Below are 13943 nucleotides of genomic sequence, written 5' to 3'. Positions count from 1 at the left end.
GCACCGGGCCGGATCAGCGGAGGAAGGCCGCGGCGACGCCGGCGTCCACCGGGATGTGCAGACCCGTCGTGTGTGACAGGTCGCCGCCGGTGAGCACGAAGACGGCGTTGGCGACGTGCTCGGGCAGCACCTCCCGCTTGAGCAGGGTGCGCTGGGCGTAGAACTCGCCCAGCTTCTCCTCGGGCACGCCGTAGACGGCGGCGCGCTGGGCGCCCCAGCCGGCGGCGAAGATGCCGGAGCCGCGTACGACCCCGTCGGGGTTGACGCCGTTGACCCGGATGCCGTGGCCGCCCAGTTCGGCGGCGAGCAGGCGGACCTGGTGCGCCTGGTCGGCCTTGGCCGCGCCGTAGGCGACGTTGTTCGGTCCGGCGAACAGGGAGTTCTTGCTGGCGATGTAGACGATGTCGCCGCCCATCTGCTGGTCGATGAGGACCCGGGCGGCCTCCCGGGAGACCAGGAAGGAGCCCTTGGCCATCACGTCGTGCTGCACGTCCCAGTCCGCCTCGGTGGTCTCCAACAGCGACTTCGACAGCGACAGTCCGGCGTTGTTGACCACCAGGTCCAGGCCGCCGTAGGCGAGGACCGCCGCGCGGACGGCGTCGGCCACCGCGTCGGCGTCGGTGACGTCCACCGGTACGGCCACCGCGACGTCCGGGCCGCCCAGCTCAGCGGCGACCGTCTCGGCGGCGGCGGTGTCCCGGTCGGTGACGACCACGCAGGCGCCCTCGGCGGCCAGCCGGTGGGCGATGGCCCGGCCGATGCCCGAGCCGGCGCCGGTGACCAGGGCGATCCGGGTGGCGAGGGGCTTCGGCTTGGGCATCCGGGCCAGCTTGGCCTCTTCGAGGGCCCAGTACTCGATGCGGAACTTCTCGGCCTCGTCGATCGGGGCGTACCGGGACACGGCTTCGGCGCCGCGCATGACGTTGATGGCGTTGACGTAGAACTCCCCGGCGACCCGGGCGGTCTGCTTGTTGGCCCCGAAGCTGAACATGCCCACGCCTGGCACCAGGACGATGGCCGGGTCGGCGCCGCGCATCGGGGGGCTGTCCGCGGTGGCGTGCCGCTCGTAGTAGGCGCGGTAGTCCTCGCGGTAGGCGGCGTGCAGTTCCCGGAGCCGGGCGACCGTGTCGGCCAGCGGGGCGGTCGGTGGCAGGTCGAGCACCAGCGGGCGGACCTTGGTGCGCAGGAAGTGGTCCGGGCAGGAGGTGCCGAGCGCGGCGAGCGCGGGGTGCCGCTCGCGGGTGACGAAGTCGAGCACCACGTCGCTGTCGGTGAAGTGCCCCACCTGGGGGCGGTCGGTGGAGGCCAGGCCCCGGATGACCGGCGCCAGGGCCGCCGCGCGGGCGCGCCGTTCGTCCGGGGGCAGCGGCTCGTGGCCGGGGATCACCGGGCCGAACGGCTCGGGCCGGCCGTGCTCGTCGAGGTACGCCTGGGCGGTGCGGATGATCTCCCGCGAGTGGCGTTCGCACTCCTCGCTGGTCGCTCCCCAGGCGGTGATGCCGTGCCCGCCGAGGATGACGCCGATCGCCTGCGGGTTGGCCAACGCGGCGGCGGCGATGTCGAGCCCGAGCTGGAAGCCGGGGCGCCGCCACGGCACCCACAGCACCCGGTCGCCGAAGATCTCCTTGGTCAGTTCGGGCCCGTCGGCGGCGGTGGCGATCGCGATGCCGGCGTCGGGGTGCAGGTGGTCGACGTGGGCGGCGTCGACCAGACCGTGCATGGCGGTGTCGATCGAGGGGGCGGCACCGCCGAGGCCGTGCCGGCAGTAGTCGAAGGCGGCCACCATCTCGTCCTCCCGCTCGACGCCGGGGTAGACGTCGACGAGGGCGCGCAGCCGGTCGAGCCGGAGCACGGCCAGGCCGGCCTCGGTGAGGGTGCCGAGGTCGCCGCCGGAGCCCTTGACCCAGAGCAGCTCGACGGGGCCGCCGGTCACCGGGTCGGTGGCCTCGCCCTTGGCCGAGGTGTTGCCGCCGGCGTAGTTGGTGGTGGTCGGGTCGGCGCCGAGCCGGTTGCTGCGGGCGATGAGCGCCTGAACCTCGGAATGCATCGTCCTCATGTCCCCTGTCTGCGTTCTCGGTGGTGGTCAGGCGCCCCAGCCGGCCTGCTGGCCGCCGACGCGTTCGGCGCGGATCTTGTCGAAGTAGCCGGAGCGGGCGTACGCGGCCATCGGATCGGGGTCCAGGCCCAGCTCGGCGCGCAGCTCGGCGAGCAGCGGCCGCACGTCGGTGTGGTAGGCGTCCATCAGCACCGCGTTGGCGCCGAGCACGTCACCGGCCTGCTGCGCGGCGGCCAGCGCGGCGGCGTCGACGAGCAGTGCCTTGGCGGTGGCCTCCTGCACGTTCAGCACGGAGCGGATGATCGCGGGGATCTTCGGCTCGATGTTGTGACACTGGTCGAGCATGAACGCGATCCCGGCCGCCGGGCGCAGCGCGTCGGCGCGGACGATCTCGTACATGATGCGGAACAGCTGGAACGGGTCCGCGGCGCCGACCATCAGGTCGTCGTCGGCGTAGAAGCGGGAGTTGAAGTCGAAGGCTCCAAGCCTCCCGGCCCGTAGCAGGAACGCCACGATGAACTCGATGTTGGTGCCGGGCGCGTGGTGCCCGGTGTCGATGACGACCTGCGCCTTCGGCCCGAGTTCGAGGCAGTGCGCGTACGCGGTGCCCCAGTCCGGCACGTCGGTGGCGTAGAAGGCCGGCTCGAACAGCTTGTACTCCAGCAGCAGCCGCTGGTGGTCGCCGAGCCGGTCGTACGTCTCGCGCAGCGCGGCGGCGAGCCGGTCCTGCCGGGCGCGGATGTCGTCCTGCCCGGGATAGTTGGTGCCGTCGGAGAACCAGAGCTTGAGGTCGCGGGAGCCGGTGCGGTCCATGATGTCCACGCACTCGAGCAGGTGGTCGATCGCCTTGCGGCGCACGCCCGGGTCCGGGTTGGTGACGCTGCCGAGCTTGTAGTCGTTGTCCTGGAACACGTTGGCGTTGATCGCGCCGAGGGCGACGCCCTGGTCGGCGGCGTACTTCGCCAGGTCGGAGTAGTCGTCGACCCGGTCCCACGGGATGTGCAGGGCGACCGTGGGCGCCACCCCGGTGAGCCGGTGCACCACCGCCGCGTCGGCGATCTTCTCGTACGGGTTGCGCGGCACGCCCTCCTGCGGGAAGACCTTGAACCGGGTGCCGGAGTTCGCGTACGCCCAGGACGGGGTCTCGATGCGCTGGGTGCGCAGGGCCTGCTTGACCCGGTCGTGGGTCTGCGCGTCGGACTGGGTCATCGTGACTCTCCCGTCTGGGCGGCGAGCTGCGCCTCGAGGTTGAAGACCTCGTCCAGCGGCCGCATGGCCCGGTCGGCCGTGCGCTGGTCGAGGTCGAGGAAGTAGGACGCCATCTCCGCCTGCCAGCGGGCGTTGACGTCACGGGCCTGCATGGCGGCCTGGGCCGCCGCGAAGTCGTCGGTCACCAGGAACCCCACGAGCAGGCCGTCCTCGCGCAGGAACAGCGAATAGTCGTGCCAGCCGCACTCGGCAAGGGCGGCGAGCATCTCCGGCCAGACCCGCTCGTGCCGGGCGCGGTACTCGTCGAGGCGGGCCGGGTCGACCTGCAGGGTGAAGCAGATGCGGGGCATGGTTCTCCCGTCGGGCGCCCCCGGGGCGGTGCCGGCGCGACCGGCGCCGGCACCGCCAGGGCGGTCAGAACTGGAACTGGTCGATGTTGTTCTTGTCGAACACGGTGGGCGGGCCGAGGACGACCACCCCGTCCTTGCCGACGGTGAACTCGCCGAGCTTGCCGGCCTTGAACTTGTCGCCCTCGGCGCCGGTGATCTGGCCCGAGGCGAGGGCCGCGCCGGCGTACGCGGCGAGGTAGCCCAGGTCGGCGGGGTTCCACAGGGCGAACCCGTCGACGGTGCCGTCCTTGACGTACTCGCGCATCTGGTTCGGAGTGCCCAGGCCGGTCAGCTTGACCTTGCCCTTGTACTGCGACCCGCTGAGGTAGCGGGCGGCGGCGGCCACGCCGACGGTGGTCGGCGAGATGATGCCCTTCAGGTTGGGGTAGGACTGCAGCAGGCCCTGGGTCTCCTGGAAGGACTTCTGGTCGTCGTCGTTGCCGTAGGCCACGGTGACCAGCTTGAGCTTGCTGTACTCGGGCTTCTTCAGCTCCTCCTTCATCAGCGCGATCCAGGCGTTCTGGTTGGTCGCGTTGGCGGTGGCGGACAGGATGGCGATCTCGCCCGCGCCGCCGATCTGCTCGGAGATGAGCTTGACCTGGTTCTCCGCGATGCCCTCGGCGGTCACCTGGTTGACGAAGATCTGGCGGCACTCCGGCTTGGTGTCGGAGTCGAAGGTGACGATCTTGGCGCCGGCCGCCTTCGCCTGGTTCAGCGCGCCGCAGATCGCGTTGGGGTCGTTGGCCGAGGTGACGATCACGTCCATGCCCTGCTGCGACAGGGTGTTGATGTAGCTGACCTGGGACGAGGCGCTGGCCTCGGAGGGGCCGACCTCCTTGTACTCGCCCTTGATCTCGGTGATCGCCTCCTTGCCACCGTTGTCGCTGGTGGTGAAGTAGGGGTTGTTCACCTGCTTCGGCAGGAAGGCGATCTTGAGCCCTTCCTTGAGCTTGGCGTCCGGGTTGGCGGCGCCGCTGGCCTGCGCGCCGCCGCCGGTGTCGTTGCCGGAGTTCTCCCGGGTGGTGCCGCCACAGGCGGCGGAGCCGAGCAGCAGCGCGGCGAGGGTGACGGCGGTGGCCCCGACGCGGAGCCGTCTGTACGTGGACATCGTTATCCTTCCAGGGAGGTGGGGTGCGGAGACGGTCACGACGCGGTGAGGTGCGCGCGTTGCCGTCGGCGGTGCAGCCGGGCGCGGAGTTCCGCGACCGCGTTGGGCAGTACCACGGAGACGATCAGCAGGGTTCCGGTGACGATGGTCAGCGCGTTGGCGTCCACGTCGGCGAGCTGCAGGGCGTTGCGCAGGACCCCGAGGAGCAGGACACCGGCCACCACGCCGAGCAGCCCGCCGCGGCCGCCGAAGATGGACACCCCGCCGAGCAGCACCGCGGTCACCACGGTCAGCTCCAGGCCGGTGGCGTTGTCGCCGCGGGCGCTGGCGTAGCGCAGGGTCCAGAAGACCCCGGCCAGCCCGCAGACCGCGCCGGAGACCACGAACAGCCAGAACTTGGTCCGGGCCACTGACACGCCGGCGAACGTGGCGGCCTCGTCGTTGTTGCCCATGGCGTACAGCGCCCGGCCGGCCGCGGTGGCGTGCAGCACGACGCCGAACACCAGCGCCAGCAGCAGCACCGGGACGACCGCGGCCGGGATCGACGTGCCGGGGATGGTCTGCACCGCGGCAGCGGTCCAGCTGGCCGGGAAGTCGGCCACCGCCTGGTCGCCGAGCACGACGAAGGACAGTCCCCGGTACAGGGCGAGGGTGCCGATGGTCACCGCCAGCGACGGCAGGCCGAACCCGGTCACGAACAGGCCGTTGACCGCGCCGAGCGCGGCGCCGAGCAGCACCACCAGCACGCAGATCAGCTCCAGCGACAGGCCGCTGGACAGCCACAGCTGCCCCATCAGCGTGCTGCCCAGGCCGACCATGCTGGCCACCGACAGGTCGATCTCGCCGGTGATGACGATCAGCGTCATGGGCAGCGCGAGCAGGGCCAGCGGCACCAGGTCGAGCAGCAGGAACTGGGCGTTGCGGCCGGTGGCGAAGTTCGGCACCGACAGGCCGGCCAGCAGTACGGCCGCCACCAGGGCGGCCACGATCGCCGCGTCCCAGGAACCGAGCGCGCCGCGCAGGCCCGCCAGGCGGCCCGCCTCCCGCTCGGTGTCCGCGGCGGACGGCGGTGCGGCGTACAGGCTGTCATGCGCCATGGGCGCTTCTCCCTCGGAGCCGGGCCGCCATCCGGAGGGCCAGGAGCCGGTCCAGGCCGATGGCGGCGAGGATGAGCGCGCCGACCACGGCCTGCTGCCAGAACGGGTCGATGCGCAGGACGGCCAGCGAGCTGCCGATCGTGGTGAGCAGGACGGCGCCGAGCGCGGCGCCGTAGGCGCTGCCGCTGCCGCCGAAGATGGCCACCCCGCCGACCACCGCGGCGGCGACGACCTGCAGTTCCAGACCGGTGCCGGCGGCCGCGTCGAGGGTGCCGAACCGGGCGGCGTAGAGCACCCCGGCGAGGCCGGCGAGCGCGCCGTTGGCGACGAAGACGGCGAAGACGCGCCGGCCGACCGGGATGCCGGACAGCCGGGCGGCGGCCGGCTCGGAGCCGATGGCGTACAGCTCCCGGCCGCTGCGGTAGGAGCGCAGGTAGAAGCCGACGGCGGCGACCACGATGAGCGCGACCAGGAAGAGCACGGGTACGCCGAGCACCGTCTGGTTGCCCAGCCGCAGGAACGAGCGGGGCATGTCGGCGGCGTTGATCTGGCGGCCGGCCGCCCAGTAGTAGTCGACGCCGCGGAAGGCGTAGAGGGTGCCGAGGGTGATGACCAGGGCCGGGACCTTGGCCACCGCGATCAGGCCGCCGTTGACCACTCCGCAGACCGCGCCGAGGGCGACGCCGAGCAGGAGCGCGACCGGCCAGGGGGTGCCGGGCGCGGCGAGGAAGAGCTCGCCGGTGGCGAAGGCGACCAGCCCCAGGATCGATCCGACGGACAGGTCGACGTTGCGGGTGACGATGACCAGGGTCTGGCCGACCGCGAGGATGACCAGGATGGCGCAGCCGAGCAGCAGGTCCTTGATGCTCTGGCCGCTGAGGAACCGGTCGTTGCGGACGGTGGTGACCAGGATCAGCGCGCCGAGGGCGAGCAGCAGGCTCAGTTCGCGTACGGCGAGCAGCCGCTCGGTGAGGCCGCGCCGCCGCCGGCCGGGGCCGGGTGGCGGGTTCTCGGCGGCCTGGGCGGGCGCGCCGGTGTCGGTGAGGCTCATGACGGCACTCCGCTTCGCCGAACGGTCCGAGCCCCGGCCGCGTCGGTCTGTGCCGCACCGTCGCCGCGGCCTCGGCCGGGGGTCGGACTGTGAGCAGTGCCGTCATGAGGCACCACGGCACTGTGCTGATGATTCGTTCGCTGACGCTCACTCATGCCGTCGCTCCTTGGCCGGTGGCGGCGAACATCACGGAGGTCTCGTCGGCCTCGGCCCGGAGCAGCTCGCGGACCACCCGTCCCTCGTGCATGACCAGGACCCGGTCGGCCATGCCGAGCACCTCGGGCAGCTCGCTGCTGATCATCAGGATGGCCAGCCCCTCGCCGGCCAGTTCGGACAGCAGCCGATGGACCTCGGCCTTGGTGCCGACGTCGATGCCGCGGGTGGGTTCGTCGATGATCAGGATGCGGGGTTCGGTGGCGAGCCACTTGGCGAGCACCACCTTCTGCTGGTTGCCGCCGGAGAGGGTGGCCACCGGTGCGGCGAGGCGGGAGGCCTTGACCTGCAGCCGACGGGTCCAGTGGCGGGCCTCGGCCCGCTCGGCGCCACCGAGGAGCAGGCCCAGCCGGCTCAGCGCCCGGCGGCGGGCGAGGGTGGCGTTGCGCTCCACCGACAGCTCCATGACCAGGCCCTGCTGGCGACGGTCCTCGGGCACCAGGGCCATGCCGGCGGCGATCGCCCGGCCCGGGTTGCCGGGCGGGAGGGCCCGGCCGGCCACGCGTACCTCACCGGCGTCGTAGCGGTCGACGCCGAAGACGGCGCGGGCGACCTCGCTGCGTCCGGCGCCGACCAGCCCGGCCAGGGCGACGATCTCGCCGCCGCGAACCGAGAAGGACACGTCGGAGAAGACGCCGGCCCGGCTGAGCCCGCGCACCTCCAGCAGGGTGTCGCGCAGCGGCGCGTCCTGTTTCGGGTAGAGCGAGGACACCTCGCGGCCGACCATGCGTCGCACCACCTCGTCGACGGTGAGGTCGGCGGCCCGGTCGCTGGAGACCCACGCGCCGTCGCGCAGCACGGTGATCCGCTGGCACAGGTCGAAGACCTCGTCGAAGCGGTGCGAGATGAACAGCACGGCGGCGCCGCGCTCGCACAGCGACCGGGCGACGCCGAAGAGGCGTTCCACCTCGACGCCGGAGAGCGCGGCGGTGGGCTCGTCCATGACCAGGATGCGGGCGTCGAAGGAGAGCGCCTTGGCGATCTCGACGAGCTGCTGGTCGGCGATGGACAGCCCGCGCGCGGGGCGGGCGGGGTCGATCCGGACGCCGAGGCGCTCGAACAGCCGCTCGGCGTCCCGGTTCATCGCCCGGGTGTCGATGCGCCGCAGACCCCGCAGCGGTTGCCGGCCCATGAAGATGTTCTCCGCGACCGACAGGTCCGGGAACAGGGTCGGCTCCTGGTAGATGACCGCGATGCCGGCGGCGCGGGCGTCGGCGGGGCCGCGCAGCTGCAGCGGTCGGCCGTCCAGGGTCATCCGGCCGGCGTCCGGGGAGTGTGCTCCGGCGAGGGTCTTGACCAGGGTGGACTTGCCGGCCCCGTTCTCCCCGACCAGGGCGTGGGCCTCTCCGGGATGCAGCGCCAGGTGCACCCCCCGCAGGGCGGCGACGGCCCCGAAGGACTTCGTCACGCCGTCCAGTTCCAGCAGCGGAGCGCTCTCCGCGCCCGGTGCGCCGGGGCTCATCCGATCCCCTCCTGAATCGTTTCACATGTTGTTGCATGGACGGTAGGGGTCGACATTCGTGACCGTCAAGGGTTTCCCGGCGATTTCTAGACTGTTGCCAGCGGGGGCGACTGCGTCGTGCCGCAACCCGTCCCAGGCCTGCGACGGAGGCGCGCCGGCCGGCTAGGCCGACTGGATGAAACGTTTTAGACGCTATAGACTCCCCGTCGTCGCCCGGTCGGCCCGTTCCGGCCGGCACGCCCCGTACGGCCGCGGCAGCACCGCGACCCCTGCCCGCACCCGAGAGCGGGCCGCAACCACCCACCGCACCGATCGTCAGGGGAGTCATGGCAGCGGCGAACATCAAGGAGGTGGCCCGGCACGCCGGCGTCTCCCTCGGCACGGTGAGCAACGTGCTCAACCGACCCGACACGGTCGCCCCGGCCACCCGGCAGCGGGTGCTCGACGCCATCACCGAACTCGGCTACGTCCGCAACGACTCCGCCCGCCAACTGCGCGCCGGGCACAGCCGGACCGTCGCCATCGTCGTGCTGGACGTGGCGAACCCGTTCTTCACCGACGTGGTGCGCGGCGCCGAACAGGTGGTCGAGGAGGCCGGCGCGATGCTCGTCGTCTGCAACAGCGGCGAGGACAGCGCCCGGGAACGCCGGCACCTGGAACTGCTGGAGGAGCAGCGGGTCCGCGGGGTGCTCATCACCCCGGTCGGCCACGGCCCCCAACCCAACCTGGACAAGCTCATCGACCGGGGCATCCCGGTGGTGCTCGTCGACCGCGGCTCCGGCCGGGCCAGCCGCTGCTCGGTGGCCGTCGACGACGTGCTCGGCGGCCGGCTGGCCATGGACCACCTGCTGGACCAGGGCCACCGGCGCATCGCGTACCTCGGCGGCCCGTTCTCCATCGCTCAGGTCGCCGAACGGCACGCCGGGGCCGCGGCCGCGCTGGAGGAACGCGGCGGCGCCGAGCTGCGGGTGGCGACCACCACCAGCCTGACCGTCGCCGCCGGGCGGCGCGCCGCCGAGGACCTGCTGGCCCTGCCGGCCCGGCAGCGGCCCACCGCCGTGTTCTGCGCCAACGACCTGATCGCGCTGGGCGTGCTGCAGGAGGTGACCGAGCGCGGCCTACGGGTGCCCGCCGACGTGGCCATCGTCGGCTACGACGACATCGAGTTCGCCGGCGCGGCGGCGGTGCCGCTGTCGTCGGTGCGTCAACCCCGCGAACAGCTCGGCCGCACGGCGGCCCAGCTGCTGCTGGAGGAGGCGCGGTCCGGCGAGACGCACCGGCACCGGCACGTGGTGTTCCAGCCGGAGCTGGTCGTCCGCCGCTCCAGCGAGCAGCCCCGGCGTACCCGGCGCTGACTTCGGCCCGCGCAGGCGTCGCCGGCGAATGGTCGCCCGCCCGCCTGGCCCTGGAGGCGGCCAGGATCGCGTGCCACGACGGCCACAGCGCGACGGCGCCGGTCCGCGCTCCCCCGCGCGGCCGGCGCCGTCGCCGTCCTCAGCCGGTCGGCGCGGAACTGCTGACGAACCGCCAGGTGCCCGCGCCCACCGTGTGCACCAGGTAACCGTCCGCCATCCGGCGGGCGGTCACCAGCCCACCCGGTGACGCCTCGACGTCCTCGGCCCGCGCCGCGGGCACGTGCACCTCGGCGGTGGCGCCCACCGGCACCTGCACGGTCAGCTCGAACCCGCCGTCCTGGAGTCGCCAGGCCGACGACGCCCGGCCGCGGACCGTGTCCACCGCCGCCGACGCGGCGGACACCTCGGCGCGGGCGTCCGGCCGCACCACCATGCGCGCCCAGCCGTCGGCGACCGACCGCAGGCCGGCCACGTGCTCGTAGAGCCACTGCACGACCGTGCCGTGGAAGTAGTGCTGGCGCGAGCGGGTCGACGTCGGCCACATCTCCCACATCGTGTCGGCGCCGTTGTCCACCCAGTAGCCCCAGCTCGGGTAGGTCCGCTGCCGGGCCACCCGGGCCGCCACGTCGGCGTGGCCGTGCTCGGTCAGCACCGGCAGCAGGACGCTGGTGCCGAGGCAGCCGGTATTGAGATGCCAGCCCCGCTCCCGGATGTCGGCGACCAGGTTGTCCACCACCTTCCCGACCAGGTCGTCGGGCACCAGCCCGAACGCCAGCGGCACCGCGTTGGAGGTCTGCCGGTAGCCGGGATCGCGGTCGGTGCGGTACAGCCCGCGCACCCGGTCCAGGAACGTCTCGTTCAGCCGGTCCCGCAGCCCGGCGGCCGCGGTGCGGAACCGGGCCGCCGGCCCGTCCTGCCCGGTCAGCTCGCCGACCTCGGCCGTGGCCACCAGCGCCCGGTGCAGGTACGCGGTCGCGGTGAGCCGGGTGTCCTCGGGCGGGTTGCCACCGGTGCCGGGCGACAGGTAGTCGCCGAGCGCGGTCACGGCCAGGCCGTCGCGCAGCCGCCCCAGTTCCCAGTCCAGATAGTCGACCACCGGCTGCCAGTGCTGGCGCAGCAGCCGGTCGTCGCCGTACCAGCGGTGCATCTCGCGCAGCAGGAACGGGTAGACCGTCGTCCACTCCGGCGCCGGGGCGAGCTCCTGGTAGCCCCAGCCGCCGCTGGGCACGATCACCGGCACCTGGCCGGAGGTGACCTGGCTGTCGCGCAGGTCGCCGAGCCACTTGGTGAAGAACCGGGACAGGTCGAGCAGGCCCGCCATGGTGGGCGCGGCCACCTGCGCGTCACCGGTCCAGCCGTTCTTCTCGTACATCGGGGTGTCGGTGGGGATGCCGTGCAGGTTGTTGCGCACCGTCCGGCGCATCATCCGCTCGAACTGCTCGAACAGCGGTTCGCTGCACCGGAACTCGCCGACGTCACGGACGTCGGAGTGCACCACCCGCATGATGACCGTGTCGGTGGTCGCCGCGCCCGGCAGGCCGTCGAGCTGCACGTAGCGAAAGCCCTTGTACGAGAACTGCGGCTCCCACACCTCCTCGCCGCCGCCCCGGGCGACGTACTCGTCCTGCTGGAAGCGAGCGCTCTGCACGTTGCCGTTGGACGCCTCGACGGTGCCGTCGGCGCGCAGCTTCTCGCCGTACAGGATGCGGATCGTGGTGCCGGCCGGGGCGGTGGTGCGCAGCCGGACCCAGCCGGCGGTGGTCCGGCCGAAGTCGGCCACCCAGACACCGGCGCGCGGCGAGCTGAGGGCGACCGGGGCGACGGACTCGACCACCCGGATCGGCTCGTGCTCCTGGGCGCGCAGCGTGCCGGCCGGGGCGTCCAGGGCGCTCGCCCGGGCCCACCCGGCGTCGTCGAAACCGGCCGTCGACCAGCCCGCCGGCTCCTGCCGGGCGTCGTAGGTCTCCCCCGCGAACAGCGAGTTGGACAGGGTGGGGCCGGCGGTGATCCGCCAGGCGTCATCGCTGACGATCTCGGTGCGCGACCCGTCCGGGTGCTCCACGACGAGGCGGGCGAGCAGCCGGGGCTCGCCGTGCCAGGGTGGCTGGTGCCAGCGCCACACGTTGCGGGTGGTCATGCCGTAGAAGCCGCGGCCCAGCTCGGCGCCGAGGACGTTCTGCCCCTCAGCCAGCAGGTCGGTGACGTCGTGCGTCACGTACAGGACGGTGTCGTCGTAGTCGGTGAACCCCGGGTCCAGCACCGCGGTGCCGACCCGCTTCCCGTTGACGTGCAGCACCTGGTAGGCGAGGCCGCTGGCGTACAGCCGGGCGCGGGTCACCGGCTTGGTCAGCCGGAACGCGCGCCGCAGCAGCGGGGCGGGCCGCTCCTCCACCGGCGGCTCGATGCCGCTGCCCCACGGTCCCTGCCCGTAGGGAGCGAGCACGACCACCGGCGACCAGGCCGAGTCGTCGTGGCCCGGCTGCTCCCAGCCGGACTCGACGATGCCGGTGGTCCGCCAGCCGGCGTCGGTGACCAGCACCAGTTCCCGGCTGTCGGCGGTGCGCACGACGAGCTTCACGATGAGGCCACCGGGGTTGACCGACGCACCCGCCCGGTTGGTGGCGATCGCGGCCAGCACCAGGTCCCCGCCGCCGGCCTGGCGGGCCAGCTCGGTGACGTCCGCGACCCGGGCGGTGCGCCAGCCGTCGGTCTGCTGGGGCGCCGACAGGGTGAGCCGACCGGCCAGGTACGCGGTGAAATCGTCGTCGGCGCTCATGATCAGCCGGGCGGAGGCGACGTCGAGCCCTGCGGGCAGGGCCAGTCGGCCGCGGAACCAGCGCGGACCGACGGGCGCGTTGTTCACCGTCGCGCCCGGCCCCCACACCCAGGCGGCGCCGGCCAGGTCCAGGGACCGGGGCTGGGGCTGGGGCACGGTGACGTTGCCGCCCCACGGCCCCTGCCCGTAGGGGGCGAGCACGGCCACGCCGGCCCAGCCAGCGTCGTCGTACCCGGCCTCCTGCCAGCCCGGCCGTTCGGTGTCCGAGCTGCGCCAGGAGCCGTCGGTGACCAGCACGAGCCGCTGCCCGGCGGCGGTCACCAGCACCAGCTTGGCCAGCAGGCCGGCCGGGTTCACCGACGGGCCGGGCCGGTTCGTGGCCACCGCGGCCAGGGTGAGCGTGCGGCCGACGGCCGCGCGGGCCAGTTCGGTGACGTCGGCGATCTCGGCGCTCTTCCAGCCGTCGGCCTGCTGCGGGGCGTGCAGCACCTGACGCCCGTCGAGGTAGGCGGTGTAGTCGTCGTCGGCGGTGACGACGAGGTGCGCGGTGGCGATCTCGACCCCGGCGGGCACCGCGAGCCGGCCCCGGAACCAGCGGGTACCGGCCGGCGCGTTGCTCGAGCTGGCCCCGGGCGACCAGATCCACGACGCCCCGGCGAAGTCGAGCGGGGCCTGCGCGACGTCCGGCTGCGCGCCGACCCAGCGGGCCGCGCCGAAGCCCTCGTCCAGCAGGCCGGTCTCGAACCAGGTCGGCGTGCTCCACCCGGTCTCCCGGCCGGCCCCGTCCCACACCCGCACCGTCCAGTGGTAGCGGGTACGCGGGGCCAGGCGCGGGCCGGCGTACGGCACGCCGACCGACCGCGCCGAGGCCACCCGGCCCGAGTCCCAGACGTCGGCCGCGTCCGGGGTGAGCCGGTCGGCGCGGCTGGCCACCAGCACCTGGTACGCGCTCTGGGTGGCACCGTGGCCGGGGGCGGTGCCGGTCCAGGAGAAGCGGGGCTGGGCGACGTCGGTGCCGAGAAGCTGGTCGGCGTACTCGGTGCGGGGGCGGCCGACCGAGAGCGGGCCGGCACCGACGCCGGGGGGCGGTGCGGCCGCCGCCGGCTCGGCGATGCCCGCGCCGAGCGCGACGGCTCCCGCGCCGGCGACGCCCCAACCGAGCAGGGATCGGCGGCTGAGTTCGGTCCCCGGTGGCGGGACCGGTGGTGTCTGGGCCATGGGTGTCTC

The 13943-nt window shown here is 73.4% G+C and carries 9 protein-coding genes; 1 reads left to right on the top strand and 8 read right to left on the bottom strand.

The annotated features are described in order from the left end of the window. Window positions 1-13: 13 nt before the first annotated feature. The 7 genes from ACFYML_RS20115 to ACFYML_RS20085 form a co-directional block, all read right to left on the bottom strand. A complete protein-coding gene (locus ACFYML_RS20115) occupies window positions 14-2056 on the bottom strand; it encodes a bifunctional aldolase/short-chain dehydrogenase (RefSeq protein ID WP_387422067.1) in 2043 nt (680 codons plus the stop codon). Between the two features lie 27 nt (window positions 2057-2083). Then, window positions 2084-3265, bottom strand: coding sequence for an L-rhamnose isomerase (gene rhaI, locus ACFYML_RS20110; RefSeq protein WP_387422066.1), 1182 nt, complete (start codon window positions 3263-3265; stop codon window positions 2084-2086). Further along, the gene (locus tag ACFYML_RS20105; RefSeq protein ID WP_387422065.1) at window positions 3262-3615 is read right to left on the bottom strand and encodes an L-rhamnose mutarotase; all 354 of its coding nucleotides are present in this window, start codon (window positions 3613-3615) and stop codon (window positions 3262-3264) included. The genes rhaI and ACFYML_RS20105 overlap by 4 nt, the downstream gene beginning before the upstream one ends. 64 nt (window positions 3616-3679) lie before the next feature. Continuing rightward, window positions 3680-4762, bottom strand: coding sequence for a rhamnose ABC transporter substrate-binding protein (rhaS, locus tag ACFYML_RS20100; protein ID WP_073838427.1), 1083 nt, complete (start codon window positions 4760-4762; stop codon window positions 3680-3682). Window positions 4763-4797: 35 nt separating this feature from the next. Then, window positions 4798-5859, bottom strand: coding sequence for an ABC transporter permease (locus ACFYML_RS20095; RefSeq protein ID WP_387422064.1), 1062 nt, complete (start codon window positions 5857-5859; stop codon window positions 4798-4800). After that, window positions 5849-6910, bottom strand: coding sequence for an ABC transporter permease (locus ACFYML_RS20090; RefSeq protein WP_387422063.1), 1062 nt, complete (start codon window positions 6908-6910; stop codon window positions 5849-5851). Before ACFYML_RS20090 ends, ACFYML_RS20095 begins: the two co-directional genes overlap by 11 nt. Before the next feature lie 151 nt (window positions 6911-7061). Then, window positions 7062-8585: a sugar ABC transporter ATP-binding protein gene (locus ACFYML_RS20085; protein WP_387422062.1), complete on the bottom strand. Its 1524-nt coding sequence runs from the start codon at window positions 8583-8585 to the stop codon at window positions 7062-7064. A 326-nt stretch (window positions 8586-8911) separates the two neighbouring features. On the opposite strand from ACFYML_RS20085, the gene ACFYML_RS20080 reads away from it, so the two are divergent. Beyond that, entirely contained in the window at window positions 8912-9940 is a 1029-nt protein-coding gene (locus ACFYML_RS20080; protein ID WP_387422061.1) for a LacI family DNA-binding transcriptional regulator, read from the top strand. Between the two features lie 139 nt (window positions 9941-10079). On the opposite strand, the gene ACFYML_RS20075 is transcribed toward ACFYML_RS20080, so the two are convergent. Beyond that, window positions 10080-13934 (bottom strand): family 78 glycoside hydrolase catalytic domain, encoded by a 3855-nt coding sequence (locus ACFYML_RS20075; protein WP_387422060.1) that lies wholly within the window; start codon window positions 13932-13934, stop codon window positions 10080-10082. Window positions 13935-13943: the final 9 nt, after the last annotated feature.

The organism is Micromonospora sp. NPDC007230, assembly GCF_042869115.1.
Classification (GTDB): domain Bacteria; phylum Actinomycetota; class Actinomycetes; order Mycobacteriales; family Micromonosporaceae; genus Micromonospora.
This window is presented reverse-complemented; position numbering and strand designations above follow the sequence as displayed.

Excerpts from the sequence above, each read along its gene's own strand:
- ACFYML_RS20080 (WP_387422061.1), top strand. The coding sequence starts at position 8,912 with ATGGCAGCGGCGAACATCAAGGAGGTGGCCCGGCACGCCGGCGTCTCC.
- rhaS (WP_073838427.1), bottom strand. The coding sequence starts at position 4,762 with ATGTCCACGTACAGACGGCTCCGCGTCGGGGCCACCGCCGTCACCCTC.
- ACFYML_RS20090 (WP_387422063.1), bottom strand. The coding sequence starts at position 6,910 with ATGAGCCTCACCGACACCGGCGCGCCCGCCCAGGCCGCCGAGAACCCG.
- ACFYML_RS20105 (WP_387422065.1), bottom strand. The coding sequence starts at position 3,615 with ATGCCCCGCATCTGCTTCACCCTGCAGGTCGACCCGGCCCGCCTCGAC.
- ACFYML_RS20075 (WP_387422060.1), bottom strand. The coding sequence starts at position 13,934 with ATGGCCCAGACACCACCGGTCCCGCCACCGGGGACCGAACTCAGCCGC.
- ACFYML_RS20115 (WP_387422067.1), bottom strand. The coding sequence starts at position 2,056 with ATGAGGACGATGCATTCCGAGGTTCAGGCGCTCATCGCCCGCAGCAAC.
- rhaI (WP_387422066.1), bottom strand. The coding sequence starts at position 3,265 with ATGACCCAGTCCGACGCGCAGACCCACGACCGGGTCAAGCAGGCCCTG.
- ACFYML_RS20095 (WP_387422064.1), bottom strand. The coding sequence starts at position 5,859 with ATGGCGCATGACAGCCTGTACGCCGCACCGCCGTCCGCCGCGGACACC.
- ACFYML_RS20085 (WP_387422062.1), bottom strand. The coding sequence starts at position 8,585 with ATGAGCCCCGGCGCACCGGGCGCGGAGAGCGCTCCGCTGCTGGAACTG.